General features: G+C 74.7%; 20 protein-coding genes. 15 read left to right on the forward strand and 5 right to left on the reverse strand.

Annotated features, from left to right (window positions below):
- The first annotated feature begins 164 nt into the window (after positions 1-164).
- The 3 genes from ACA511_RS28770 to ACA511_RS28780 all read left to right on the forward strand — a co-directional run bounded on the left by ACA511_RS28770 (position 165) and on the right by ACA511_RS28780 (position 4,564).
- Positions 165-3,218: an FAD-binding and (Fe-S)-binding domain-containing protein gene (locus ACA511_RS28770; protein WP_375027756.1), complete on the forward strand. Its 3,054-nt coding sequence runs from the start codon at positions 165-167 to the stop codon at positions 3,216-3,218.
- A gap of 64 nt (positions 3,219-3,282) precedes the next feature.
- A complete protein-coding gene (locus ACA511_RS28775) occupies positions 3,283-3,762 on the forward strand; it encodes a MarR family winged helix-turn-helix transcriptional regulator (RefSeq protein ID WP_375027757.1) in 480 nt (159 codons plus the stop codon).
- An 88-nt stretch (positions 3,763-3,850) separates the two neighbouring features.
- The gene (locus ACA511_RS28780) at positions 3,851-4,564 is read left to right on the forward strand and encodes a DUF4142 domain-containing protein (protein WP_375027758.1); all 714 of its coding nucleotides are present in this window, start codon (positions 3,851-3,853) and stop codon (positions 4,562-4,564) included.
- 5 nt (positions 4,565-4,569) lie between these two features.
- Here the strand turns inward: ACA511_RS28780 and ACA511_RS28785 are convergent, their stop codons facing one another.
- Complete coding sequence (locus tag ACA511_RS28785; protein WP_375027759.1) at positions 4,570-5,439, reverse strand: NAD-dependent protein deacetylase; 870 nt, start codon at positions 5,437-5,439, stop codon at positions 4,570-4,572.
- A gap of 184 nt (positions 5,440-5,623) precedes the next feature.
- Between ACA511_RS28785 and ACA511_RS28790 the strand changes: the two genes are divergently transcribed.
- On the forward strand, positions 5,624-6,901 hold the full coding sequence (locus tag ACA511_RS28790) for a beta-ketoacyl-[acyl-carrier-protein] synthase family protein (protein WP_375027760.1): 1,278 nt from the start codon (positions 5,624-5,626) through the stop codon (positions 6,899-6,901).
- Here ACA511_RS28790 and ACA511_RS28795 read toward each other — a convergent pair.
- Positions 6,888-7,859 (reverse strand): DUF3068 domain-containing protein, encoded by a 972-nt coding sequence (locus tag ACA511_RS28795; RefSeq protein WP_375027761.1) that lies wholly within the window; start codon positions 7,857-7,859, stop codon positions 6,888-6,890. The genes ACA511_RS28790 and ACA511_RS28795 overlap by 14 nt on opposite strands.
- 240 nt (positions 7,860-8,099) lie before the next feature.
- On the opposite strand from ACA511_RS28795, the gene nirB reads away from it, so the two are divergent.
- From nirB to ACA511_RS28825, 6 genes are all read left to right on the forward strand, one after another.
- Positions 8,100-10,613 carry a nitrite reductase large subunit NirB gene (gene nirB / locus ACA511_RS28800; protein WP_375027762.1) on the forward strand — a complete coding sequence of 838 codons (2,514 nt, stop codon included), beginning with the start codon at positions 8,100-8,102 and terminating at the stop codon, positions 10,611-10,613.
- Positions 10,610-12,160 carry an FAD-dependent oxidoreductase gene (locus ACA511_RS28805; protein ID WP_375027763.1) on the forward strand — a complete coding sequence of 517 codons (1,551 nt, stop codon included), beginning with the start codon at positions 10,610-10,612 and terminating at the stop codon, positions 12,158-12,160. Before nirB ends, ACA511_RS28805 begins: the two co-directional genes overlap by 4 nt.
- A 24-nt stretch (positions 12,161-12,184) precedes the next feature.
- Positions 12,185-13,066, forward strand: a complete 882-nt coding sequence (locus ACA511_RS28810) for an amidohydrolase family protein (RefSeq protein WP_375027765.1) — start codon at positions 12,185-12,187, stop codon at positions 13,064-13,066.
- A 3-nt stretch (positions 13,067-13,069) separates the two neighbouring features.
- Positions 13,070-13,363: a DUF2470 domain-containing protein gene (locus tag ACA511_RS28815; protein WP_375027766.1), complete on the forward strand. Its 294-nt coding sequence runs from the start codon at positions 13,070-13,072 to the stop codon at positions 13,361-13,363.
- A 48-nt stretch (positions 13,364-13,411) separates the two neighbouring features.
- Positions 13,412-14,068 carry a heme oxygenase (biliverdin-producing) gene (locus ACA511_RS28820; RefSeq protein WP_375027767.1) on the forward strand — a complete coding sequence of 219 codons (657 nt, stop codon included), beginning with the start codon at positions 13,412-13,414 and terminating at the stop codon, positions 14,066-14,068.
- A 134-nt stretch (positions 14,069-14,202) separates the two neighbouring features.
- Positions 14,203-14,388: a hypothetical protein gene (locus ACA511_RS28825; protein WP_375027768.1), complete on the forward strand. Its 186-nt coding sequence runs from the start codon at positions 14,203-14,205 to the stop codon at positions 14,386-14,388.
- 4 nt (positions 14,389-14,392) lie between these two features.
- Here ACA511_RS28825 and ACA511_RS28830 read toward each other — a convergent pair whose 3' ends face one another.
- The 3 genes from ACA511_RS28830 to ACA511_RS28840 form a co-directional block, all read right to left on the reverse strand.
- The gene (locus ACA511_RS28830) at positions 14,393-15,826 is read right to left on the reverse strand and encodes an RNB domain-containing ribonuclease (protein WP_375027769.1); all 1,434 of its coding nucleotides are present in this window, start codon (positions 15,824-15,826) and stop codon (positions 14,393-14,395) included.
- A gap of 170 nt (positions 15,827-15,996) precedes the next feature.
- Positions 15,997-16,722: a Crp/Fnr family transcriptional regulator gene (locus tag ACA511_RS28835; RefSeq protein WP_375027770.1), complete on the reverse strand. Its 726-nt coding sequence runs from the start codon at positions 16,720-16,722 to the stop codon at positions 15,997-15,999.
- A 237-nt stretch (positions 16,723-16,959) separates the two neighbouring features.
- Positions 16,960-17,880, reverse strand: coding sequence for a 5'-3' exonuclease H3TH domain-containing protein (locus ACA511_RS28840; RefSeq protein ID WP_375027771.1), 921 nt, complete (start codon positions 17,878-17,880; stop codon positions 16,960-16,962).
- Positions 17,881-17,978: 98 nt separating this feature from the next.
- Here ACA511_RS28840 and ACA511_RS28845 point away from each other — a divergent pair, with 98 nt between their 5' ends.
- The 5 genes from ACA511_RS28845 (at position 17,979) to ACA511_RS28865 (ending at position 24,321) form a co-directional block, all read left to right on the forward strand.
- Positions 17,979-19,088: a M24 family metallopeptidase gene (locus tag ACA511_RS28845; RefSeq protein WP_375027772.1), complete on the forward strand. Its 1,110-nt coding sequence runs from the start codon at positions 17,979-17,981 to the stop codon at positions 19,086-19,088.
- Positions 19,089-19,372: 284 nt separating this feature from the next.
- The gene (locus ACA511_RS28850) at positions 19,373-20,602 is read left to right on the forward strand and encodes an ABC transporter ATP-binding protein (protein WP_375027773.1); all 1,230 of its coding nucleotides are present in this window, start codon (positions 19,373-19,375) and stop codon (positions 20,600-20,602) included.
- Between the two features lie 74 nt (positions 20,603-20,676).
- The gene (locus ACA511_RS28855) at positions 20,677-21,978 is read left to right on the forward strand and encodes an ABC transporter substrate-binding protein (protein WP_375027774.1); all 1,302 of its coding nucleotides are present in this window, start codon (positions 20,677-20,679) and stop codon (positions 21,976-21,978) included.
- Between the two features lie 22 nt (positions 21,979-22,000).
- Positions 22,001-23,386, forward strand: a complete 1,386-nt coding sequence (locus ACA511_RS28860) for an ABC transporter permease subunit (RefSeq protein ID WP_375027775.1) — start codon at positions 22,001-22,003, stop codon at positions 23,384-23,386.
- On the forward strand, positions 23,383-24,321 hold the full coding sequence (locus ACA511_RS28865; protein ID WP_375027776.1) for a carbohydrate ABC transporter permease: 939 nt from the start codon (positions 23,383-23,385) through the stop codon (positions 24,319-24,321). The genes ACA511_RS28860 and ACA511_RS28865 overlap by 4 nt, the downstream gene beginning before the upstream one ends.
- Positions 24,322-24,354 lie beyond the last annotated feature (33 nt).

Consider the following 24,354-nt stretch of genomic DNA (forward strand, 5'->3'; position numbering starts at 1 on the left):
ATCATGGTCACCGACAAATAGATTTGTCAAGACAGGAACCTTGGTCGGGGCAATGGCGCCCGGTTCCGCGGGCGGTCGTGCACGCCCTCCTGCTGGAGACCGCCGGCCGCCCCGCCCGCTGACGCGCCGCGATTGAAAACCCCGCTCCGGGTATGCGTCCGGTCATGGCGATCTCGGCTGACGGCACCAGGCAGGACGAGAGGCGGACATCGAAGGCGGCCGACGCGGTGGACGCGGTGGACGCGCTCCGGCACGCGCTCGCCGAGCGCGTCGACGGCGAGATCCGGTTCGATCCCGGCTCCCGCGCCGCGTACGCGCACGACGCGTCCAACTACCAGCAGCCGCCCATCGGGGTGGTGGTGCCGAAGAGCGTCGAGGCCGGCGCGGAGGCCGTCCGGGTCTGCGCCGAGCACGACGTGCCGGTCCTGTCGCGCGGCGGCGGGACGAGCCTCGCCGGGCAGTGCGTCAACACCGCCGTCGTGATCGACTGGTCGAAGTACTGCCGGAGGCTGGTCTCGGTCGACCCGGACGCCCGCCGCGCCGTCGTCGAGCCCGGCGCGTGCCTGGACGACCTGAACGAGGAGCTGTCCGGGCACGGGCTGATGGTCGGGCCCAAGCCGTCCACGCACGACACCTGCACGATCGGCGGGATGATCGGCAACAACTCCTGCGGCGCGTCCGCGCAGGCGTACGGGAAGACGGTCGACTCCGTCGTCCGGCTGGAGGTCCTCACCTACGACGGGCTGCGGATGTGGGCGGGGGAGACCACCGACGAGGAGTACGCGGCCGTCCAGGCGGCGGGCGGGCGGCGCGCCGAGATCTACCGGGCGCTGCGCGACCTGCGCGACGACGGCATGGAGCTGATCCGCACCCGCTACCCCGACATCCCGCGCCGCGTGTCCGGCTACAACCTCGACTCGCTGCTGCCGGAGAAGAACTTCGACGTCGGCCGGGCGCTCGTCGGGTCGGAGTCGACGCTCGTCACCGTCCTGCGCGCCGAGATCGGCCTCGTGCCCGTCCCGGCGCACCAGTCGCTGGTCGTCCTCGGCTACGACGACATCGCCGCCGCCGGCGACGCCGTGCAGCGCATCCTGCCGTTCGGGCCGCTCGCGCTGGAGGGCATGGACGAACGTCTCCTCGACCTCGCCGAGCAGCACCACCTGGCCGGGCCCCGCGTCGTCGAGGACATGCCGGACGGAGCCGGCTGGCTGATGGTCCGGTTCGGCGGCGACAGCGAGGACGCGACCGACGAGCGGGCCCGCGAGCTCATCGAGCACATGGAGAACGGGCCGGACCCGCCCCGGCACACCTTCGTCCGCGACCCCGCCGAGGAGGAGCTGCTCTGGAAGGTCCGCGAGGCCGGGCTCGGCGCCACCGCCTACCCGCCCGGACGGCCCGACACCCACGAGGGCTGGGAGGACTCCGCCGTCCCGGTCGAGCGGCTCGGCGACTACCTGCGCGACTTCCGCGACCTCATCCGCGAGTTCGGCTACGGGCCCGTCTCCCTCTACGGGCACTTCGGGCAGGGCTGCGTGCACACCCGCATCCCGTTCGACCTCGAGGACGAGCGGGGCGCCGGGAACTACCGCCGCTTCATCGAGCGCGCCGCCCGCCTCGTCGCCGGCTACGGCGGGTCGCTGTCGGGCGAGCACGGCGACGGCCAGGCCCGCGCCGAACTGCTGCCCCTCATGTTCGGCGACGAGGTGATCCGGCTGTTCGAGCGGTTCAAGGCGGTCTTCGACCCGGGGAACCGGATGAACCCCGGCAAGATCGTCCACCCGCACCGGCTGGACGACGACCTCGACCACCTCGCCTACGGCCCCGACGAGCCGAAGACCCACTTCGCCTTCCCCGACGACCACCACCGGTTCACCCACGCCGCCGCCCGCTGCGTCGGCATCGGCAAGTGCCGCGCCTCCTCCGGCGGCGTCATGTGCCCGAGCTACCGGGCGACGGGGGAGGAGGAGCACTCCACCCGCGGCCGGGCCCGCATCCTCATGGAGATGATGCGCGGCATGCCGGGGGCGGGGGAGCCCGACCCGGCGGTGCCCGGGCCGGGCGGCGCGGCCGTCATCACCGGCGGATGGCGCTCCGCGGACGTCCGCGACGCCCTCGACCTGTGCCTGGCGTGCAAGGGCTGCCGCAGCGAGTGCCCCGTCAACGTGGACATGGCCACCTACAAGGCCGAGTTCCTCGCCCACCACTACGAGGGCCGCGTCCGGCCCGCCTCGCACTACACGATGGGGTGGCTGCCGCTGTGGGCGCGGCTCGCCGCGTTCGCGCCCGGCGCCGCCGACACCGTCCTGCACGCGCCCGGCCTGAGCGCCGCCGCCAAGCGGATCGGCGGCATCGACCCGCGCCGCGACATGCCGAGGTTCGCCCCCGAGCGGTTCACCGGCTGGTTCAAGCGCCGCCCGGCGCCGGACGGCCGCGGCGGGAAGCGGATCGTGCTGTGGCCCGACACGTTCACCGACAACTTCCACCCGCACATCGGCAGGGCCGCCGTCCGCGTCCTGGAGGCCTCCGGGTACCGGGTCGAGGTCCCGCCCGCCGCGCTGTGCTGCGGCCTGACCTGGATCTCCACCGGGCAGCTCGGCACCGCCGCCCGCGTGCTGCGCCGCACCGTCCGGGCACTGGCGCCCCGGCTGCGCGCCGGCGTCCCGGTCATCGGGCTGGAGCCGTCCTGCACCGCCGTGTTCCGCGCCGACGCGGCCGAGCTGCTGGAGGGCGGCGAGGACTGGGACGAGCGGTTCCGGGACGACGTCGAGCGGCTCCGCGACCAGACCCTGACCCTCGCCGAGCTGCTCGACGAGCACCAGGAGGAGACCGCCGGCGCGGCCCGCGACGTCGTCGCCGGGCTGGACGGCCCGAAGGTGCGGGCGATCGCGCAGCCGCACTGCCACCAGCACGCCATCATGGGGTTCGGCGCCGACCAGCGCGTCCTGGCGCGCGCCGGCGTGGACGTGGAGACCCTCGACGTCGGCTGCTGCGGCCTCGCCGGGAACTTCGGCTTCGAACGCGGCCACCACGAGGTGTCCACCAAGATCGCCGAACAGGGCGTGTGGCCCGCCGTCGCGGACGCCGGGCCGGGCACGGCGGTGCTCGCCGACGGGTTCTCCTGCCGGACGCAGATCGCGGCCGGCACCGCCGCGCGGCCCCGCCACCTCGCCGAACTCCTCGCCGACCTGCTGCCCGGCGGGGCGGGCGCGGACCGGTGACCGCCGGCCGGGACGCCCCCGGGCGCGTTGGCGCGCGCCGGGCCCGGCCCTGTAGAAATTCGTCATGAGCGAGGACGAGGCCCCCGGCGTCGACGAGGTCACCTCGGCGCTGCTGACCGCGTCCCGGCTGCTGGTGGCGATCTCCGTGCGCTCCCTGGCCGCGGTCGAGGGCGCCGTCACGCTGCCGCAGTTCCGGCTGCTCGTCGTGCTGTCCTCGCAGGGGCCGTCCAAGCTCGTCACGCTCGCCGGGCTGCTGGAGGTCAACCCCTCCACCGCGATGCGCATGGTGGACCGGCTCGCCGCCGCCGGGCTCGTGCGCCGCGAGGCCAGCCCGGAGAGCGGCCGCGAGATCCGCATCCAGGTGACCGCCGCCGGGCGCGGCATCGTCGACGACGTCACCGCCCGGCGCCGCGCCGACATCGCCCAGGTCGTCTCCCGGATGCCGGCCGGGCAGCGGCACGCGCTCGTCGCCGCCCTGCGCGCCTTCACCGACGCCGGCGGCGAACCGCCGGTCACCAGCGTCGCCCGGCTCGGCTGGACCTGAAGCAGACCGGCCGCCCGCCGAACCCCGCCGCCGCGACGCGCGTACAGCAGCCGTGACGCCCCTATCCCCGACCGAGAGGCGGTGCCGGATGCCCCGGCCCCGACCGGCCGCCGCGGCCGCCGCGCCGGCCCTGGCCGCCGCGCTGCTGCTCGGCGCCTGCCAGCCCGCCGGCCGGCAGGCCGCCGACGGCGCCGCGGTCGCGCCGAAGGCCAACGACGCCGCCGCGGCCCAGTCCACCGTCACGACCGACTGGGGGCCGCTGGGCCCCGCCGACCGCGACGTCATCGTCCGGGTCCGGCAGGCCGCGCTGTGGGAGATCCCCGTCGCGCGCCAGGCGCAGCGCCGCGCCGCCCGGCCCGCGACCCGCCGGAGCCTCGCCGAGGTCGCCCGCGCGCACGCCCGGCTGGACGAGCTGGACCGCGCGGCCGCCGCCCGGCTGAACGTCCCGCTGCCGGACGGGCCCACGCCCGACCAGCAGAGCTGGATGTCGGAGATCACCGGCAAGTCCGGCAACGACTACGACCGGACGGCCGTCGCGCGGATGCGGATGGCGCAGGGCCTGCTCTACGCCGACCTCGGCGCCGTCCGGGCCGGCACCCGGAACACGCTCGTCCGCCGGTTCGCCCAGGAGGCCCAGCCGCTCCTCGACCGGCAGATGAGGCAGCTGGAGACCACCGGCTTCGTGACCGGCGACGTGCTGCCCGACCCGCCCGAGGTCGCCGAGCCGCCCCCGCCCGCGGCGCCGGGCCGACGGGGGACCCCGGCGCCCGCCGCGACGAAGGTGCTGTCCGGCGGGGGATGACGCCCCTACCGGCCCAGCTCGTCGAGCAGGGCGGTCAGCGCCGCCCCGAGGGGCGCGTCCAGCGTCACCAGGGCGTGCTCGTCGCCGCGCGTCGCGCCCCGGTTGACGATCCCCACCGGGACGCCGTGCCGGGCCGCGTGCCGCACGAACCGGTACCCCGACAGCACCGTCAGCGACGACCCGAGCACCAGCAGCGCGCCCGCGTCCTCGGTCAGCGCGTAGCAGTCCCGGACCCGGGCGGGCGGCACGTTCTCCCCGAAGAAGATCACGTCGGGCTTGAGCGGGCCGCCGCACCGCGCGCAGCCCACGAGCCGGAACGTCTCGGCCACCGCGTCGGGGAGCACGGCGTCGCCGTCCGGGTTGATCGCGTCCGCCCGCGCGTCGAAGCCGGGATTCGCGGCGCGCAGCCGCGCGTCCAGCCGCTCGCGCGGCGTCCGCTGCCCGCAGGACAGGCACACGACCCGGTCCAGCGCCCCGTGCAGCTCGATCACCCCGGTCGCGCCCGCCGCCTGCTGCAGCCCGTCGACGTTCTGGGTGATGATCCCCGAGAGCAGCCCGCGCCGCTGCAGCTCCGCCACCGCCCGGTGCCCGGCGTTCGGGCGCGCCCGCGCGACGTGCCGCCAGCCGAGGTGGGCGCGCGCCCAGTACCGGCGCCTGGCCGCCTCGCTTCCGGTGAACACCTGGTAGGTCATCGGCTCCGCGCGCCGCCGCCGTCCCGTCTCGCCCCGGTAGTCCGGTATGCCGGACTCGGTGGACAGGCCCGCGCCGCTCAGCACCACCACGTCGCCGTCCGCCACGAGCCCGGCCAGCCGCGCCGGCTCCGCGCTCCCGCCCGTGATCCCCGCTCCCGCCGCGTCATCCACAACCTGCGTCACCCCTCCATGGTGCACGATCGGGACGAGTGGGGAACGAAACGCCTGATACCACCGGGTGCGTGTCATCGGCGTGACAAAAACCGCCAAGAGAATGTGCACGGGGTGGCAAGTTCCCACGAGCGCCGCCGCGCTAGCTTCCGAACCCCGCCCCTCCCCGCGGGATCCCCAGACCGCGAGGTGACGGATGACCGCTGACCGCCGCACCGATCAGCACCGGGCCGACGGGACGCCCCGGGTGGTGGTGACGGGGTTCGGCGTGAAGAGCCCCGCGGGCGGTACGCCCGCCGAGGTGTTCGCGACCGTCCTCGCGGGCAAGTCCCAGGCCGTCCACGTCCCCGAGCTGCTGGAGGCCGGGACCGCGGTGTCGTTCGGCTGCCCCGCACAGCCGCTGGACGAGGACCGCTACTTCACCAAGCCCGAGCGCCGCCGCCTCGACCGGATGACCAAGCTCGGCGTCGCCGCCGCCGACGACGCCGTCGCCGACGCCGCGGCCGCCGCCGGGCCCGGCGGCGACCCCGCCCGGCGCGGCGTCTACGTGGGCACCGCCGCCGCCGGGCTCGCCTCCGCGGTCGCGCTCGGCGGCCACGAGCACGCCGGGACGCTGGACCGCGTCCCGGTCCCCGCCGTCCCGAAGATCATGCCGAACGCGACCGCCGCGAACGTCTCCATCCGGCACGGCTGCGAGGGCCCCTGCCTCACCTTCTCCACCGGCTGCGCCAGCGGCGCCACCGCGATCGGCGAGGCCGTCCTCGCCATCCGCGCCGGCCGGATCGACGCCGCCGTCGCCGGCGGCGTCGACGCGATCCTCACCCCGTTCGTCATGGCCGCGTTCGCCCGCATCGGCACGCTCGCCCGCCGCGACCCCGCTCCGCACACGGCAGGCCGCCCCCTCGACGCCGACCGCGACGGGTTCGTCCTCGGGGAGGCCGCCGCGTTCCTCGTCCTGGAGCGCGCCGACCACGCCGCCGCGCGCGGCGCCCGCGTGTACGGGGAGGTCGCCGGGTACGCCTGCGCCTCCGACGCCGCCCACCTCGTCCAGCCCCGCCCGGACGGCGCGGTCGCCGCGCGCTGCATGAGCGCCGCGCTGGCCGACGCCGGGCTCGGCCCGTCCCGCATCGGGCACATCAGCGCGCACGCCACCGGCACCCGCGGCAACGACGGCGCCGAGGCCCGCGCGATCGACCGCTGCTTCGGCGGCCGCACCCCGCCCGTCACCGCCACCAAGGGCGTCACCGGGCACATCCTCGGCGCGGGCGGCGCGCTGCAGGCGATGGTCGCGCTGCTCGGCGCGGCGGACGGCCTCGTCCCGCCCACCGCCAACTTCGCCGCCCCCGACGCCGACACCGCGCTCCTCGACGTCGTGCACGGCGAGGCCCGCTCGATCGAGCCCGCCGCGCCCGCGCTGTCGAACTCGTTCGGGTTCGGCGGGCACGACGCGGTGCTCGTCCTCACCCCCTCCTGAGCGCGGGCGCCGGAGCGGCCCCGTCCGGCCGCGCGGGCCGCGCGCGGCGCGCGGCGAGCAGCAGCCCGGCCGCGGCGAGCAGCAGCCCCGCGCCGCCGAACGCCAGCGGGGCGCCGGTCTCCAGCATCCGGATCTTGGCGGCGCCGTCGGCGGAGACGGCCTGCAGGTCGCGCTGCGACTCGGGGGTCATCCGCAGGGTCAGGTCCGCGACGACGAGGCGCCCCGGCCCCTGCCGGGGACGCAGCGTCGACAGCACCCGCTGCCGCTGGTCGATCGGCGCGCCCGTCCGCGGGTCCACCCAGAAGGTGCCCTCGGCCTGGTAGTAGCGGTCCACCGGCACGGCCGGGCCGCCCTCGGCGCGGCCGAGCAGCCCGCCCGGCACCGCCGGCACCTCGCCCGCGACCTTCGTCTCCGGGATGCGCTCGACGAACCGGTAGGCCAGGACGCCGCCGACGCGCTCCTCGCCGTCGAACGCGACCGGCCAGGCGCGCAGGGTCGCCGGATCGAACAGCTCCAGGCCCTTCTTGCGGACCTCCATCGGCCAGAACAGCCCGACCCCCGACTGGCGGACGCCCGTGTCGCCGCCGATCGCCGCGCCGCAGCAGTCGCGCAGCTCGCCGGTCCGGCGGTCGAACGCGAACCGCTGCTTCTGGATCTCGATCGTGGTGCCGCGCGCCACGTCCTGGATGACCGTCGTGGTGTCCCACACGGCGACGCCGTCATGGGCGGAGTCGGGATCGCCGCGGACGGTGTTGGTCGCCACGAGCGTCGCGCCAGTGCGCGGCGCCGCCGCGGCCGCGTCGAAGTAGGTGGCGTTCTCCGCCTTCAGCCGCGTCACCTTGTACACGTCCGCCGGCGCGCCGATCAGCGCGGGCGCCACGTAGAACCGCGTGAGGAGGCCGGCCGCCAGCAGGAACGCGCCGAGCCCGATGAGGGACGCACCGATGATCCGTCGCACTGCCGCCTCCCGGCCCGCGGTCGCAACCGCGATCATGCATGATCTTTCATCTCCGGAGTGTCCCGCATCACAGTGACAAAGGAAACGGATCCGCTTGCGAACGTGCGAGGAGTGTGCTGCCGCCCAACCCGGACCGGTCCACGGCCTGCCGCGGCGACGGCGCCGCGGTGAGGCCCAGTTAACGCGCGGGTGACAACCGTGATCCATCCGGGAAATACGGGCCGCCCAGCATCGTGGTTCATGGGAGCCGACAGCAGACCGGACAAGCGGCTGGTCGTGGCCGGGCACGGACCGGCCGCGCACCGCCTCGTGGAGGCCCTGCGCGCGCGAGACGCCGCCGGGGCCTGGACCGTCACCGTCATCGGGGAGGAGCCCCGCGCCGCCTACGACCGGGTGGCGCTCACGACGCACCTGGAGGGCGCCGACCTCGCCTACCCGGCGCACGGCGGCGAGGTCGCCGTCCGCCTCGGCGAGCGCGTCACCGGCGTCGACCGCGGCGCCCGGACGGTCACCACCTCCGCGGGGCGCGCCGTCCGCTACGACGCGCTCGTCCTCGCCACCGGGTCGGCGCCGTTCGTCCCGCCGGTCGAGGGCGTGGACCTGCCCGGCGTGTTCGTCTACCGAACCATCGACGACCTGGACGCGATCCGCGAGTACGCGCGGGGCAGGGCGACCGGCGCCGTCGTCGGCGGCGGGCTGCTCGGCCTGGAGGCCGCCCGCGCCCTCCAGGGCCTCGGGCTGCGCAGCGGCGTCGTCGAGGTCGCGCCGTGGCTCATGCCGCGCCAGCTCGACGAGGGCGGCGGCGCGATGCTGCGCCGCCACATCGAGGCCCTCGGCATGGCCGTCCACGCGGGCGCCCCCATGCGCGCCCTGGAGGCGGGGGAGGACGGGGCCGTCCGCCGCGTCGTCCTCGGCGACGGCACGGTGGTCGACGCCGAGATCGTGGTGTTCTCCGCCGGCATCCGCCCCCGCGACGAGCTGGCCCGCGGCTGCGGCCTGCCGGTGGGGGAGCGCGGCGGCATCGCGGTGGACGAGACGTGCCGCACCGAGGACCCCGCCATCTGGGCCATCGGCGAGTGCGCCCTGGTCGGCGGCCCGGCCGGCGGCGCGGTCTACGGGCTGGTCGGGCCGTGCTTCTCCATGGCCGAGGTCGTCGCCGACCGGCTCCTGTCCGACGCCAGCACCGCCGTGTTCGAGGGCGCCGACCTGTCGACGAAGCTCAAGCTGATGGGCGTCGACGTCGCGAGCTTCGGCGACCCGTTCGCCGGCCCCGGCGAGGACGCCCTCGGCGTCACCTACACCGACCCCGTCGCCGGCGTCTACAAGAAGCTCGTCGTCAGCGACGACGCGCAGACCCTCCTCGGCGGCGTCCTCGTCGGCGACGCCGAGTCCTACGGGACGCTCCGCGCCTACGTCGGCGGCAGCCTCCCGGCCGCGCCCGAGCAGATGCTGTTCGGCGGCACCGAGGCCGCCGGCGGCGACCTGCCCGGCGCGACCGTCATCTGCTCCTGCAACAACGTCACCGCCGAGGGCATCCGCTGCGCCATCTCCGAGCACTCCCTCACCGACGTCCCCGGCGTGAAGGACTGCACCAGGGCCGGGACGAGCTGCGGCAGCTGCGTCCCGCTGGTCAAGCGGATCCTGGACGCCGAGCTGACCGCCGCCGGGATCGAGGTCAGCGGAGCCATCTGCGAGCACTTCGACTACAGCCGCGCCGAGCTGTTCGACATCGTCCGAGCCGGGCGGGTCGCCAGCTTCACCCAGCTCGTCCAGGAGCACGGGACGGGCCGGGGCTGCGACATCTGCAAGCCCGCCGTCGCGTCCATCCTGGCCAGCCTCGGCAACGGCCACATCCTGGAGGGCGAGCAGGCCGCGCTGCAGGACACCAACGACCACTTCCTCGCCAACCTGCAGAAGAACGGCACCTACTCGGTCGTGCCGCGCGTCCCCGGCGGCGAGATCACCCCCGAGAAGCTGATCGTGATCGGCGAGGTCGCCCGCGACTTCGGCCTCTACACGAAGATCACCGGCGGGCAGCGGATCGACCTGTTCGGCGCCCGCGTCGAGCAGCTGCCCGACATCTGGCGGCGGCTCGTCGACGCCGGGTTCGAGTCCGGCCACGCCTACGGCAAGGCGCTGCGCACGGTGAAGTCGTGCGTCGGCTCCACCTGGTGCCGCTACGGCGTCCAGGACTCGGCCGCCATGGCGATCCGGCTGGAGCTGCGGTACCGGGGGCTGCGCGCCCCGCACAAGCTGAAGTCGGCCGTGTCCGGGTGCGCCCGCGAGTGCGCCGAGGCGCAGAGCAAGGACTTCGGGGTCATCGCCACCGAGAACGGCTGGAACCTCTACCTCGCCGGGAACGGCGGCATGCGCCCCAGGCACGCCGACCTGTTCGCCACCGACCTCACCGACGACGAGCTGATCCGCTGCATCGACCGGTTCCTGATGTTCTACATCCGCACCGCCGACCGGCTGCAGCGCACCGCGAGCTGGCTGGAGTCCCTGGACGGCGGCCTCGGCTACCTCCGCGAGGTCATCGTGGACGACCGCCTCGGCATCTGCGCCGACCTCGACGCCGCCATGGAGCGCCACGTCGCCGCCTACTCCGACGAATGGCGCGACACCCTCGACGACCCCGAGCGGCTCCGCCGGTTCGTGTCCTTCGTCAACGCCCCGCGCACCCCCGACCCGAGCATCGCGTTCGCGGTCGAGCGCGACCAGATCAAGCCCCTCCCGCTGGAGGTGAAGCGATGACCCCCGCACGCCCGATGACCCCCGCGGGCCGGGCCGGTCGCGCCGGCCGCGCCGGCATCGTCGTCGTCGGGAACGGCATGGCCGGCTCGCGGTTCGTCGGCGAGCTGCGCGACCGCGACACCGCGACCCCCGTCACGGTGTTCGGCGCCGAGACGCAGCGGCCCTACAACCGGGTGCTGCTGTCCAACGTCCTCGCCGGGGTGACGCGACCCGACCACATCAGCCTCGTCGACGCGGCCTGGTACGCCTCCCACGGCGTGGACGCCCGCCTCGGCGTCGAGGTCACCCGCGTCGACCGGGCCGCGAAGACCGTGCACGCCTCCGACGGGACCGCCACCCCGTACGAGACGCTCGTCCTCGCGACGGGCAGCACCGCGTTCATCCCGCCGATGCCGGGCCTGCGCGACGGCCTGCCCAAGGGCGCGCTGGTGTTCCGCACCCTGGACGACTGCCGCCGCATCACCGAGCTGGCCGCGTCGGCGCGCCGCGCGGTCGTCGTCGGCGGCGGCCTCCTCGGCATCGAGGCCGCCCGCGGGCTGATGGGCCGCGGCCTGGACGTGACCGTCCTGCACCTCGCCGGGCACCTCATGGAACGCCAGCTCGACCCCGCCGCCGGGAAGGTCCTGGCCCGCACCCTCGCCGCGCTCGGCATCGGGACGCGGCTGCAGGCCAACGTCGCCGGGCTGCGCACCGCGGGCGGCGCCGTCACCGGCGTCGAGCTGGCCCTGCCGGACGGCGGGACGGAGACCATCGACACCGACCTCGTGATCCTGTCCTGCGGCGTGCGGCCCGAGGTGGCGCTGGCCCGCGACGCGGGCCTGGCGATCGGCCGCGCCGTGATCGTCGACGACGAGCTGCGCTCGGTCACCGACCCGTCCGTCCGCGCCATCGGCGAGTGCTCCGAGCACCGCGACGAGGTGTACGGGCTGGTCGCGCCCGCCTGGGAGCAGGCCGGCGTGCTCGCCGGGCTGCTCGCCGGCACCGACCCCGCCGCCCGCTTCACCGGCGCCCGGCAGATCACCCGGCTCAAGGCCGCCGGGATCGAGCTGGCGTCGATGGGCGAGACGCACTTCGGCGACGACGACGATGACGTGGAGGTCGTCCGGTTCTCCGACGCCTCGCGCGGCACCTACAAGAAGGCGGTGATCCGGGACGGCCGGCTGATCGGCGCGATCCTGCTCGGCGAGACCTCCGCCGCCGGGACGCTGACCCAGCTCTACGACCGCGCCGCCCCGGTGCCCGCCGAGCGCCTCGGCCTGCTGTTCCCCGGCGCCGCGGGAACGTCGGCGCAGCAGGCGGAGTCGCCGCTGCGGATGCCGGACGCCGCCACCGTCTGCCAGTGCAACAACGTCAGCAAGGGGGAGATCCGCGCCTGCTGGCAGGCCGGCGCCCGCACCGCCGGCGCCGTCGCCCGCGCCACCCGCGCCGGCACCGGCTGCGGCGGCTGCCGCGCCGCCGTCGAGGGCATCCTCGCCTGGCTGGACGACCAGGACGCGGTGGACGTGCGGGACGCGGTGGACTTGCGGGACGCGGTGGACGTCGCCTGATTCGGCGCGGGTAGGCTCCGCCGCATGTTCGACGGACGTCCGCTGATCGACGCGCACGTGCACGCCGCCCGGCTGCCGACCCTGCGCCCGGCGTGGCGGCGCTGGGCGGAGGAGTTCGGCTCGTCCCACCCCTGGCAGGACCTCTACGACGACGGCGGCGCCCTCGTCCCCGAGCGGGTCGACGCCTACTTCGACGGCGAGGGCGTCGACATCGCCCTGCTGCTGTGCGAGTACAGCCCGCGGACGACCGGCACGCAGCCCATCGAGGACCTCCGGCCGCTCATCGAGCACAACCCGCGCCGCTTCCGGCCGATCGCCAACGTCAACCCGCACCTGCACTACCCGATCGACGCGGAGGTCGCGCGGCAGCTGGAGTTCGGCGCCGCCGCGCTGAAGCTGCACCCCGTGCACGGCGGGTTCAGCGTCGCCGACCCCGAGCTGTACCCCGCCTACCAGGTGTGCCGGGACGCGGGCGTGCCCGTCGTCGTGCACTGCGGGACCAGCTCGTTCCCGGGCTCGGCCAACCGGTACGCCGACCCGGCGCCCATCGACGACGTCCTGCGGGTCTTCCCCGGCCTGACGTTCGTCCTCGCGCACGGCGGGCGCGGCTGGTGGTACGACGCGGCCGCGTTCCTCGCGCTGTCCCGCGAGGAGGTGTGGATCGAGCTGTCCGGGCTGCCGCCGCGCCGCCTCCCCGAGTACTACGCGCGGCACGACCTGCGGCGCCTGGCCCGCAAGTTCGTCTTCGGCACCGACTGGCCCGGCGTCCCGGGCGTCGCCCGCAACGCCCGCGCCGTCGCCGCCCTCGGCCTGGACGAGGAGACCCTCTCCCTCGTCCTCGGCGGCAACGCCCTCCAGGTCTACAAGGGCCTGTCCGTCCAGTCGTCACCCGCGGGAAAGGACTGATCCATGAGCGACACCGGACCGTTCACCGAGGACGTCGTGCGGCAGATCACGCGGCACATGAACGACGACCACGCCGCCGACTGCCTCGCGATCTGCCGGGCGCTGGGCGGCCGGCCGGGCGCGACGGCGGCCCGGATGACCGGCCTGGACGCCGAGGGGATCGAGTTCGCCGTCACCGACGGAGGCGCCGACCACCCCGTCCGCGTCCCGTTCGGGGAGCGGCTCACCGAGCGCCCCCAGGTCCGCCGCGAGGTCGTCCGGATGACCGGGGAGGCGCGGGCCGCGCTCGGCGGCTGAAATCGGGCCACTGGACGTTTCCGACGCCATGTCGGTAAAGTAGCCGACATGGCGTCGGAAAACGAGCTGTTCTCGGCGCGGCTGCGCGCCGCGACCTGGGACGACCACGGCGGCAACGAGACCTCCGCCTACATGAGCGCGCTGGTCGGGGGCCGTCTCGCCCGCGACGAGTACGCCGCGCTGGTCGCGCAGCTCCACCCGGTCTACGACCTGCTGGAAGAGGCCGCCGACCGGATGGCGTCCGACCCCGTCGCGGGCCGGTTCGACCTCGCCGGGCTGCGCCGCCGCGACGCGCTCGAGGCCGATCTCGGCTACTTCTACGGGCCCCGCTGGCGGGCCCGGATCGAGCCGGGCGCCGCCACCGAGCGGTACTGCGACCGGCTCCGCGAGGTCTGCTTCGACCGGCCGGGCGGTTTCGTGGCGCACCACTACACCCGCTACATGGGCGACCTGTCCGGCGGCCAGTACATCGGCCGCCAGGTGCGGCTGGCCCTCGGCCTGTCCGCGGGCGACGACGGCGTCCGCTTCTACCGCTTCGCGGGCAAGCCCGCGGCGTTCAAGGACCGCTACCGCGAGCTGCTCGACTCCGCGCCGTGGGACGCCGCCGAGCAGGCCCGCGTCATCGGCGAGGTCAAGACCGCCTACCGGCTGAACGCCGCCGTCGCCGCCGAACTCGGCGAGCACCTCCGTCCCAGCGCCGCCTGACAGGGCGGCCCCGCCGCCCGGCCGGGTTACGGTCGGGCCGGAAAGGGGTGTGCGGTTTGCCCGGCGGGCCTGCGGACATCCGGTGGGCAGCCGAGGGGCCCGCGACGGGCCCCCGACCCCCACCGGAGGCCGACATGCTCGCGATCGTCGCCGCGATCGTCTTCGCCCTAGCCCTGCTCTTCGACCTGGCCGACGTCTCCTCGGACGCCATCGACAACGGGACGCTGACCGTCCTCGGCCTGCTGCTCGTCGCGCTGCACCTCGCCGGAGTCGGGACGAGCACGAATTGGCGGCCCCGCCGCTCCGGGCGCCGCCGCTGAGACGTCACGCCGTACGGGAGAAGCGGACCCGGCGGCGCGCCGGGTCCGCCTCCTCCAGCCGCACCCTGACCTGCTCGCCCAGCGGGAGCGCCGCGCCCTCGCAGCGGCCGAACACCGGCGGCGCCACCAGCTGGACGCGCCCGCCGGTGCGGTCGCCGTTGACGTCCACGACCACCGCGTCGAAGACGTCCCCGACGTGGTCGCGCAGCAGCAGCGCCTCGACGAGGTCGACGCACGCGTGGTCGACGCCGGCGGCCCGCCGCAGCGCCCGCTGCATCGCCTCCGGCAGCTCCGGCAGCGCCTCGCGCACCCAGCCCGGCACGGCGCGCCCCGCCGCCAGGGCCAGGCACACCTCCGCGGCGTACCGGTCCGCCAGCCGCCGGATCGGCGCGGTGACGTGCGCGTACGGGGCGGCGACGGCGGCGTGCGCGGCCTGCCCCGGCGGCGCGCCGTCGAACGCGGTGTAGCCGGCGCCGCGCATCAGCCCCGCCGCGTCGTGCAGGAACGCGGCGTGCCGGGGCAGCGCCGGGTCGAGGGCACGGACGATGTCGCCGTAGGACTCGTCCGCCGGCCAGGCGACGCCGAGCGCGCGGGCCGCGAGCCGCAGCCGCGCCTCCGCCTCGGCGGGCGCGGGCGGCATCGTGCGCAGCAGCCCGACCCCGCCGTCCAGCATCAGCCGGGCCGCCGCCCGCCCGGTCAGCAGCGAGATCTGCGCGTTCCACGCCTCGGTCGCGAGGTCGCCGCGCAGCTCCAGCGCCCAGCCGCCGTCCGCGTGCACGACCTCCTGCTCGGGCAGCGGCAGGCTGACCCCGCCGCGAGCCGCCTCCGCCGCGATGAGCCGCTCGCCGATCTCGCCGAGCAGCGCGATCCGGGGGTCGCGGCCGCGGCGCCCGGCGCCGTCGTGCCGCGCGGTCGCGTAGTCGAGCCGGTCGTGGCTGCGGACTAGGGCGCGCCGCACGTCCACGCCGGTGATCCGCCCGGCGTCGTCGATGTCGATGGTCCACGCGACGGCGGGGCGGTCCCGGCCCGGCAGCAGGCTCGCGGCGCCCTCGGACAGCACGCGCGGATGCAGCGGCGCGTTGGCGTCCGGCAGGTAGAGGGTGACGCCGCGGGCACGGGCCTCGGCGTCGAGCGCGCCGCCGGGCCGGACGAACCCGGCCATGTCGGCGATCGCGTACCGCACCCGGTGCCCGGACCCGCGCCGCTCCAGGTGCATCGCCTGGTCCAGGTCCATCGAGCCGGGCGGGTCGAGGGTGAAGAACGGGACGCCGCGCAGGTCCGCGCGGGCGCCGGCGGGCGGCGCGGGCCGCGCGGCCTCCGCGAGGACGGCGGGCGGGAACGGGCCGGGCACCGAGTACTCGGCGCGGATCCGGTCCAGCCCCGCGCGGACCTCGGCGTCGGCCTCGGCGGTACGCAGTCGCAGCGGTCGGCGCGGCACAGCACCGAGCGTACGGGACGGACCCGCCGTACCGATCGGAATCCACCCCGAACGGAATCTACAATGTAAAGGCCCCGGCCGGCCCGCGCGAGCGGCGCCCGCACCCGCACCGGCGCCTCCGTCGTCGCCGTCGTCCGCGACGGCCAAGGGGCCTGCCTGCGGGGGCCGGCTCAGCCGTCCGGGGCCTCCGCGAACGCCCGCAGGCCCGGCGGGTCCACCACGGTGATCCTGCGCCGGCCGGTGTCGACCAGGCCAGCGTCCCGCAGCACCGCCAGGGCCCGCGCGACCGTCTCCCGGGAGGCGTCCATCCAGCTGCCGAGCTCCTCCTGCGACAGCGGCGGCCCGAGCGGGATCTCGCCGCCCGGACCCGCCGGCGCGTGCCGGGCCGACCGGTCGGCGAGGCCCGCCAGCAGGATCGCCAGCCGCCGCGCGCCCTGCGCCGACACGTGCGCCCGCAGCCGCCGGCCCGCGTCGTCCAGCCGCCGCACGAACGTGCCGCTGACCAGCATCCACACGCGAGGGTGCGCGTCCAGGAAGCCGGTGAACCGCGCCGCCGGGACGAGCAGCGCACGGACCTCGTCGAGGGCCTGCACGGTCGCCGACCGCTCCCGCCGGCCGAGCACCGCGCTCTCGCACACCAGGTCGCCGGGGCCGCGCACGGCCAGCACCACCGTGTGCCCGGCCGCGCTGGACGAGACGACCTTGGCCCAGCCCGCCTCGATGACGATGATGTGGTCGGAGTCGTCGCCCTGGTAGCACAGGGGCGCCCGCGGCCGGTAGGTCCGCGGCCGCCCGGCGTCCCGGAGCGCCGCGCGCTCCCGGCCGTCCAGCGCGTCCCAGAACCCGCCGCCCGGGTCCGCGGCGAGGCCGCCGCGGGTGGTGGTCCGCTCGCTCACGCCATGTCCGTTCCGGTCCTGGACGGGGTGAACCGGCACCCGCGGCAAATGGGGGGAGTGGGGCGGTGAGGCCCAGTGCCGCGGGTACCGGTCGTCTGCACGCATCCAGGACAACCCTTCTCCGCCTCGGATACTGCACGCCGGAGAACGCGCCGTCTGCGTCCTATGACACTTTTGGCGAAAATTGCAGTGAAATTGCGGCCGCGCGTCATTGCGGGAAGGCGTTCCCGCCCCGCGTCAGCGCGAAATCGCGTTCAGCAGCCGGTTGACGGGGCTGCTCAGATTCCACCGGTCGGCCAGCTCGACGAGCGCCGCGGCGTCGCGCGGCTCGGCCGGCAGCCGGTCGTCCAGCTTCGCCAGCTCCGGGGCGTCGATGCCGGTGACGACCCGCACCACCGTCTCGGCGGCGGCCAGGTACTCGCGCGCGGCCTCCATCCGGCGCCGCGCGCCCGCCGGGAAGCCCGTGTCGTCGCCCGCGTCCAGCGCCGCGAGGATGCCCTCGACCGACCCGAACCGGGTGACGAGCGCGGCGGCCGTCTTGTCCCCGACGCCGGGCACGCCGGGCAGGCCGTCGCTCGGGTCGCCGCGCAGCGTCGCGTAGTCGCCGTAGCCGCGGCCCGGGATGCCGTACTTGGCCGCGACCTCCCGCTCGCCCATGATCTCCAGGTTCCGGATGCCGCGCGCCGTGTAGAGGACGGCGACGGGCCCGCGGTCGTCGACGAGCTGGAACAGGTCGCGGTCGCCGGTCACGATGTCGACCGGCCCCTCGGCCGCGCCGCGCACCGCGAGCGTCCCGATCACGTCGTCGGCCTCGTAGCCGGGGACGCCGGCGCGCGCCAGCCCGACCGCGTCCAGCACCGCGTCGATCACCGGGAGCTGCGCCTCCAGCGCGTCCGGGGTCTGGTCGCCGCCGTCCTCGGCCACCCGGTGCGCCTTGTACGACGGCAGCGCGGCGACGCGGAACGCGGGCCGCCAGTCGGCGTCCATGCAGCAGACCAGGCGGTCGGGCGACCGGTCCGCGACGAGCCGCGCGATCATGTCGATGAGCCCGCGCACCGCGTTCACCGGCGTCCCGTCGGGCGCCGTCACCGATTCGGGCACCCCGTAGAAGGCGCGGAAGTACAGCGACGGCGTGTCCAGCAGCATCAGCCCGCTCATGGGGGACATGCTCCCACGCGGGTCCGACGCCGCGCCGCTCCGCCGCTCCTGCGATCCTGGTACCGGCCATCGGACAGGACCGACGAATGGAGACGGGTGTGACAACGGAGTTGTATCCGCGCGAGCGCCTCGGGCGGGTGCGGGAGGCCACCGCGAAGGCGGGCCTCGGGGCGGTGCTGCTGACGCCCGGCCCGGACCTGCGCTACGTCACCGGCTACGACGCGAAGGAGCTGGAGCGCCTCACCTGCCTGGCGGTGCCCGCGGACGGGGAGCCGTTCCTGGTCGTCCCGCGGCTCGAGCTGCCCGCCGCGCGGGAGTCGCCGGCCGGCGCGCTCGGCGTCGAGCTGGTGCCGTGGGACGAGACCGCCGACCCGTACGCGCTGACCGCCGCCCGGCTCCCCGCCGGGACGGCGCGGGTCGGCGTCGCCGACCGCATGTGGGCGGTCATGGCGCTGCGGTTCCGCGCCGCGCTGCCGGGCGCCGAGCAGGTCGCCGCCGGGCCGGTGCTGCGCGAGCTGCGGATGCGCAAGTCCGCCGCGGAGGTCGCGGCGCTGCGCGAGGCCGGCGCGGCGATCGACCGCGTGCACCGCCGCGTCCCGGGGTTCCTGCGGGCCGGGCGCACCGAGCGGGAGATCGCCCGCGACATCGCCGACGCGATCGTCGACGAGGGGCACGCCCGGGTCGACTTCGTCATCGTCGGCTCCGGCCCGAACGGCGCGAACCCGCACGCCGAGCCGTCGGACCGCGTCGTCCGCCCCGGCGAGCCGGTCGTGGTCGACATCGGCGGGACGATGCCGAGCGGCTACTGCTCGGACTCCACCCGCAACTACTGCGTGGGCGAGCCGCCCGCCGAGTACCGCGCCTACTACGCGGTGCTGGAGGAGGCGCAGCGCGCGTCCTGCGCGGCCGTCCGGCCGGGCGCGGCGCCCGAGGCGGTGGACGCGGCCGGACGCGGCGTCATCGCCGCCGCCGGCTACGGCGAGCACTTCTTCCACCGCACCGGCCACGGCATCGGCCTGGAGTCCCACGAGGACCCCTACATCGTCGAGGGCAACCGCGAGCCGCTGGAGCCGGGGATGGCGTTCTCCATCGAGCCGGGCATCTACCCCGGCCCGCACGGCGCCCGCATCGAGGACATCGTCGTGTGCACCGAGGACGGCTACGAGCCGATGAACGTCACCGACCGCGGCCTGGTGGTCGTGGACTGACCCCGGGGGGCGCGAAAAGCGACGTGAGGGTGCGGGCGGATTTCCGTCCGCACCCTCACGTCATTCCGGACGGCACAAATTAGGGCGGAAACGGCTCGGTAACGATCTCTGCACCAAATGTGTCAGCGGGCACTGTGCGTGTTGCGGTCGAGGTGGTCCGCCATGTACCACCTAGATGCATTGTTACGCGGGGGTAAGTCGAGTTTCTTCCGCCGGGCGGACGCCCGCCGAGCGGAACGAGCCCGTGCCCTGTCCGAGCCGTGCCGTGAAGAAGAGGAGACGCCGTGGCAGAGGTCGACCTGACCAGCGTCGGGAAGGTCTATCCCGACGGCACGCGGGCCGTGACCGACCTGAGCCTCCACATCGAGGACGGGGAGTTCCTCGTCCTCGTCGGCCCGTCGGGCTGCGGCAAGACGACCGCGCTGCGGATGGTCGCCGGGCTGGAGGACATCTCCGAGGGCGAGGTCGTCATCGGCGGCCGCGTCGTCAACCGGGTCCCGGCCCGCGACCGCGACGTCGCGATGGTGTTCCAGAGCTACGCCCTCTACCCGCACCTGTCGGTGCGCGACAACATCGGCTTCGGGCTGTCGCTGCGCAAGCTGCCGAAGGCCGAGATCCGGGAGAAGGTGGACCGCGCCGCGGAGATCCTCGGCCTCACCGACCACCTGTCCCGCAAGCCGCGCAACCTGTCCGGCGGGCAGCGCCAGCGGGTCGCGATGGGCCGCGCGATCGTCCGGGAGCCGCAGGCGTTCCTGATGGACGAGCCGCTGTCCAACCTCGACGCCAAGCTCCGCGTCCAGATGCGCGCCGAGATCGCCCGCATCCAGCGCGACCTCGGCGTCACCACGATCTACGTCACCCACGACCAGACCGAGGCGATGACGCTCGGCGACCGGGTCGCGGTGATGAAGAAGGGCGAGCTGCAGCAGGTCGCGCCGCCGCAGGAGCTCTACGACCGGCCGGTCAACCTGTTCGTCGCCGGATTCATCGGCTCACCCGCCATGAACCTCATCCAGGGCACGCTGTCCGGGAACGCGGAGAACCCGCGCCTGGAGATCGGCGGCCAGACCCTGGCGCTGCCGGCCGGGGTGCTCACCGAGCGCCCGGCCCTGGCGTCCCGCCTCGGGAGCGACGTCGTCGTCGGCATCCGCCCCGAGGACATGGAGGACTCCGAGCTCGTGGAGGCGCCCGAGGGGTCCGGGCTCGCCTCCACCGCCGACCTCGTGGAGGCGATGGGCTCGGACGTGCTGGTCCACTTCGCGATCGAGGCGTCCCAGGTCGTCACAGAGGACACCAGGGAACTCGCCCGCGACGCGGGGACCGACGTGCTGGGGCATCTGGACCGCCCCCGCACGGACCTGGTCGCGCGGTTCAGCCCGCGCACCCGCGTGAAGGTGGGCGACCCGGTGGCGATTCGCGTCGACACCGGCCGCCTGCACTTCTTCGATATCGAGTCCGGCGCGGCGATCTGGGGATCGGACGCCGCCGGTTCGTCCAGGGAGGATGAAGAATGAGGGTCAGCTTTGCTCGTGATGGGGCGACCCCCCACACCCCCAGGCCCGGCTCGGCCGGGTTCGGCAGGCGTGTGATGGGAGCCGCCGTGGCGGCGGGACTGCTCCTGTCGGCCGCCGCCGCGTGCGGCGGCGACGACGGCGGCGACGACGGGTCGACGCCCGCCGCCGGGGGAGAGCTGAAGGGCACCACGGTCGAGGTGGCGGCCAAGTGGACGGGTCAGGAGGAGACCAACTTCCGCAAGGTGCTGCAGGCGTTCGAGAAGAAGACCGGGGCGAAGGTCAACTACGCCTCCACCGGTGAGAACACCGACGCCTACCTCGGCCCGCGCATCGAGGCCGGCAACCCGCCGGACGTGGCGATCCTGCCGCAGCCCGGCCTGATGCAGCAGTACGCCAAGAAGGGCGCGCTGAAGCCGCTCGCCGCCGACGTGGTCACGCAGGTCGGCCAGAACTTCTCGCCGTACTGGAAGGAGCTCGGCTCCTCCGACGGCAAGGCCTACGGCGTCATCGCCAAGGCCGCCTACAAGTCGATCCTGTGGTACCGGCCGCAGGCGTTCGACGAGGCCGGCGTGCAGCCGCCCGCGGCCTGGGCCGACCTGGTCAAGACCTCGGGCACGCTGCAGGACGCGGGCACCACCCCGTTCACCCTCGCCGCCGGCCCGCAGGACTCCTGGACGCTCACCGACTGGTTCGAGAACGTCTACCTCTCGCAGGCGGGCCCGGACAACTACGACAAGCTCGCCAAGCACGAGATCAAGTGGACCGACCCGACCGTGGGCAAGGCGCTGGAGACCCTCGCCCAGGTCTGGGGCAAGGGCGACTTCCTGAACGGCGGCGTCGCCACCGCGACCAAGACCAAGTTCGACGAGTCGGTCACCCAGGTCTTCGGCCAGCAGAAGGCCGCCATGGTCTACGGCGGCGACTTCGCCGCCGCGAACATCGGCACCACCAAGTCCAAGGTCGGCACGGACGCCAAGGTGTTCGCGTTCCCGAAGGCCGGCGACACCGCCCCGGCGATCCTCGGCGGCGACGTCGCGGTCGCGATGAAGGACGGCAAGGGCGCGCAGGAGCTGATGAAGTTCCTCGCCTCCCCGGAGGCCGGCAAGGTCTGGGCCGGGCTCGGCGGCTACCTGACGCCGAACAAGAACGTCCCGCCGGACGCCTACTCCGACCCGATCGCCAAGCAGCTGATCACCCAGCTGCAGCAGTCGGGCGACGCGGCGCGCTACGACATGTCCGACCTGGCGCCGGCCGCGTTCGGCGCGACGCCCGGCAAGGGCGAGTGGGAGGCGCTGCGCCAGTTCGTCCAGAACCCGACCGACGTCAAGGGCACGCAGGCCAAGCTGGAGGCCGAGGCCGCCAAGGCGTACAAGTAGGGCACGAGTAGGGGATCCCTGAATGAAGGCTCCGAAAGAGGAGGCGCCGCCGGCCGTCACGGCCGGCGGCGCCGCCGCCCCCGCCGCGCCGGCCGCGCGCTCCGGCGGCCGCCGGGGGCGCGAGAGACTGACCCCGCCGTCGTGGCTGTCCATGACGTTCCTGCTGCCGGCGCTGGTGCTGCTCGGGTTCCTGGTGGTCTACCCGATCGTCTACTCGGTGATCCGCAGTTTCTTCGACGCCTCGGGCGACGCGTTCGTCGGCGTCGACAACTACACCGGGGTCTTCAAGGGGCACGACAACCTCGTCGCGGTGCGCAACACCGCCATCTGGATCGTGGTGGCCCCGACGGTGGTCACCATCGTCGGCCTGCTGTTCGCCGTCCTCACCGAGCGGATCCGGTGGGCGACGGTGTTCAAGCTCGTGGTGTTCATGCCGATGGCGATCTCGTTCCTCGCCTCCGGCGTGATCTTCCGGCTGGTGTACCAGATGGACCCCGACAAGGGCGTCGCGAACGCGGCGATGGTCGCCATCCACGACACCTTCGACAAGGGGACGACGTACCCGGGCGCGGGCCCCCGCGGCGGCGGTGACGCGCCCGTCCGCGCGGACGGCGGCGCGATCGTCACCGTGAACGCCGTGCGGCCCGGGCAGAGCGCGCTCGTCCCGCTGCTGAAGGTCAAGCCGGAGTACCTGCCGAAGGACGCCGAGCCCGCCGCGCAGGCGCCGCCCGCCAAGCCGGGGCAGCTGACCGGCACGGTGTGGTTCGACTTCACCCGGGGCGGCGGCGGGCAGCAGAACGCGCCGAACGCGGGCGAGTCGGGGCTGCCCGGCGTCAAGGTCGAGGCGGTGAGCGGCGGCAAGGTGGTCGCCGAGGCCACCACCGGGGCCGACGGCACCTTCACGATGAAGAAGGTGCCGGACGGGACGTACACGATCCGCCTGCCGAAGGACAACTTCACCGCCGCCTACCGCGGCGCGGAGTGGCTCGGCGGCACGCTGATCACGCCCGCCATCATCGGGGCGTACCTGTGGGTGTGGTCCGGGTTCGCGATGGTGCTGATCGCGGCGGGGCTCGCCGCCATCCCGCGCGACGCGCTGGAGGCGGCCCGCGTGGACGGCGCCACCGAGTGGCAGGTGTTCCGGCGGGTGACGATCCCGCTGCTCATGCCCGTCCTCACGGTGGTGCTGGTGACGCTGGTCATCAACGTCATGAAGGTCTTCGACCTCGTCTTCATCATCGGCGGCGGCGATCCGAACGCCAACGTGCTGGCGCTGCAGATGTGGACGGAGGCGTTCGGCGGCGGCAACGACCAGGGCGCCGGCAGCGCCATCGCCGTGCTGCTGTTCGTCCTCGTGCTGCCCGCCATGCTGTTCAACATCCGGCGAATTCGGCAGGAGCGGAAATGAGCACCGCGGAGAAGGCCGCCGAGGCACCGGCTCCGGAGGACGGCGGCAAGGGCGCCGCGGGGGCCCCGCGCCGCGGCTTCGCGGCCCGGATCGTCGGGCGGGTCGGCGGCGGCGCCGCGCAGGCGCTGCTGGTGCTGATCGCGCTGTTCTGGCTCGTCCCGACGCTCGGGCTGCTGGTGGCGTCGCTGCGCTCCAACGAGGACAACAACGCCGACGGCTGGTGGAACGTGTTCACCAAGCCGGCGCAGCTGACCATGGGGTCCTACAGCTCCCTGCTGGGCAAGGGCGACTTCGTCGACTCGTTCTGGAACACCGTGCTGATCACCGTTCCGGCCACCGTGCTGGTCGTGGTGATCGCCTCGATGGCCGCCTACGCGTTCGCGTGGATGGAGTTCCCCGGCCGGGACTGGCTGTTCCTGCTCGTCGTGGCGCTGCTGGTGGTGCCCGTCCAGGTCGCGCTGGTCCCGGTCGCCAAGCTCTACGGCAAGATCGAGTTCGGCGGGTTCCAGATGTTCGGGTCGGTCACCGGCGTGGTGCTGTTCCACGTCGCGTTCGGCCTGCCGTTCGCCATCTTCCTGCTCCGCAACTTCTTCGCGGCGATCCCCCGGGACCTCCTCGAAGCGGCGCGGATGGACGGCGGCTCGGAGTGGACGATCTTCCGGCGGGTGATCTTCCCGCTGGGCGGCCCGGCGATCGCCTCGCTCGGCATCTTCCAGTTCCTGTGGGTGTGGAACGACCTGCTGGTCTCGCTGGTGTTCGCCGACACCGAGTCGCAGCCGATGACCAAGTGGCTGCAGTCCCAGATGCGGCAGTTCACCGGCAACATCGACATCCTCGCGCCCGGCGCGTTCCTGTCGCTGATCGTCCCGCTGGCGGTGTTCTTCGCCTTCCAGCGCTACTTCGTCCAGGGCGTCCTCGCCGGCTCGGTGAAGTAGCCGCCGTTGTTCCGGGCGCTGCCGCCGGTCGGG

This window comes from Actinomadura sp. GTD37, from assembly GCF_041951365.1.
Classification (GTDB): Bacteria; Actinomycetota; Actinomycetes; order Streptosporangiales; family Streptosporangiaceae; genus Spirillospora.

Coding starts and splice junctions, on each gene's coding strand:
- ACA511_RS28770 (WP_375027756.1), top strand. CDS start 165: ATGGCGATCTCGGCTGACGGCACCAGGCAGGACGAGAGGCGGACATCG.
- ACA511_RS28775 (WP_375027757.1), top strand. CDS start 3,283: ATGAGCGAGGACGAGGCCCCCGGCGTCGACGAGGTCACCTCGGCGCTG.
- ACA511_RS28780 (WP_375027758.1), top strand. CDS start 3,851: ATGCCCCGGCCCCGACCGGCCGCCGCGGCCGCCGCGCCGGCCCTGGCC.
- ACA511_RS28790 (WP_375027760.1), top strand. CDS start 5,624: ATGACCGCTGACCGCCGCACCGATCAGCACCGGGCCGACGGGACGCCC.
- nirB (WP_375027762.1), top strand. CDS start 8,100: ATGGGAGCCGACAGCAGACCGGACAAGCGGCTGGTCGTGGCCGGGCAC.
- ACA511_RS28805 (WP_375027763.1), top strand. CDS start 10,610: ATGACCCCCGCACGCCCGATGACCCCCGCGGGCCGGGCCGGTCGCGCC.
- ACA511_RS28810 (WP_375027765.1), top strand. CDS start 12,185: ATGTTCGACGGACGTCCGCTGATCGACGCGCACGTGCACGCCGCCCGG.
- ACA511_RS28815 (WP_375027766.1), top strand. CDS start 13,070: ATGAGCGACACCGGACCGTTCACCGAGGACGTCGTGCGGCAGATCACG.
- ACA511_RS28820 (WP_375027767.1), top strand. CDS start 13,412: ATGGCGTCGGAAAACGAGCTGTTCTCGGCGCGGCTGCGCGCCGCGACC.
- ACA511_RS28825 (WP_375027768.1), top strand. CDS start 14,203: ATGCTCGCGATCGTCGCCGCGATCGTCTTCGCCCTAGCCCTGCTCTTC.
- ACA511_RS28840 (WP_375027771.1), bottom strand. CDS start 17,880: ATGAGCGGGCTGATGCTGCTGGACACGCCGTCGCTGTACTTCCGCGCC.
- ACA511_RS28855 (WP_375027774.1), top strand. CDS start 20,677: ATGGGAGCCGCCGTGGCGGCGGGACTGCTCCTGTCGGCCGCCGCCGCG.
- ACA511_RS28860 (WP_375027775.1), top strand. CDS start 22,001: ATGAAGGCTCCGAAAGAGGAGGCGCCGCCGGCCGTCACGGCCGGCGGC.
- ACA511_RS28865 (WP_375027776.1), top strand. CDS start 23,383: ATGAGCACCGCGGAGAAGGCCGCCGAGGCACCGGCTCCGGAGGACGGC.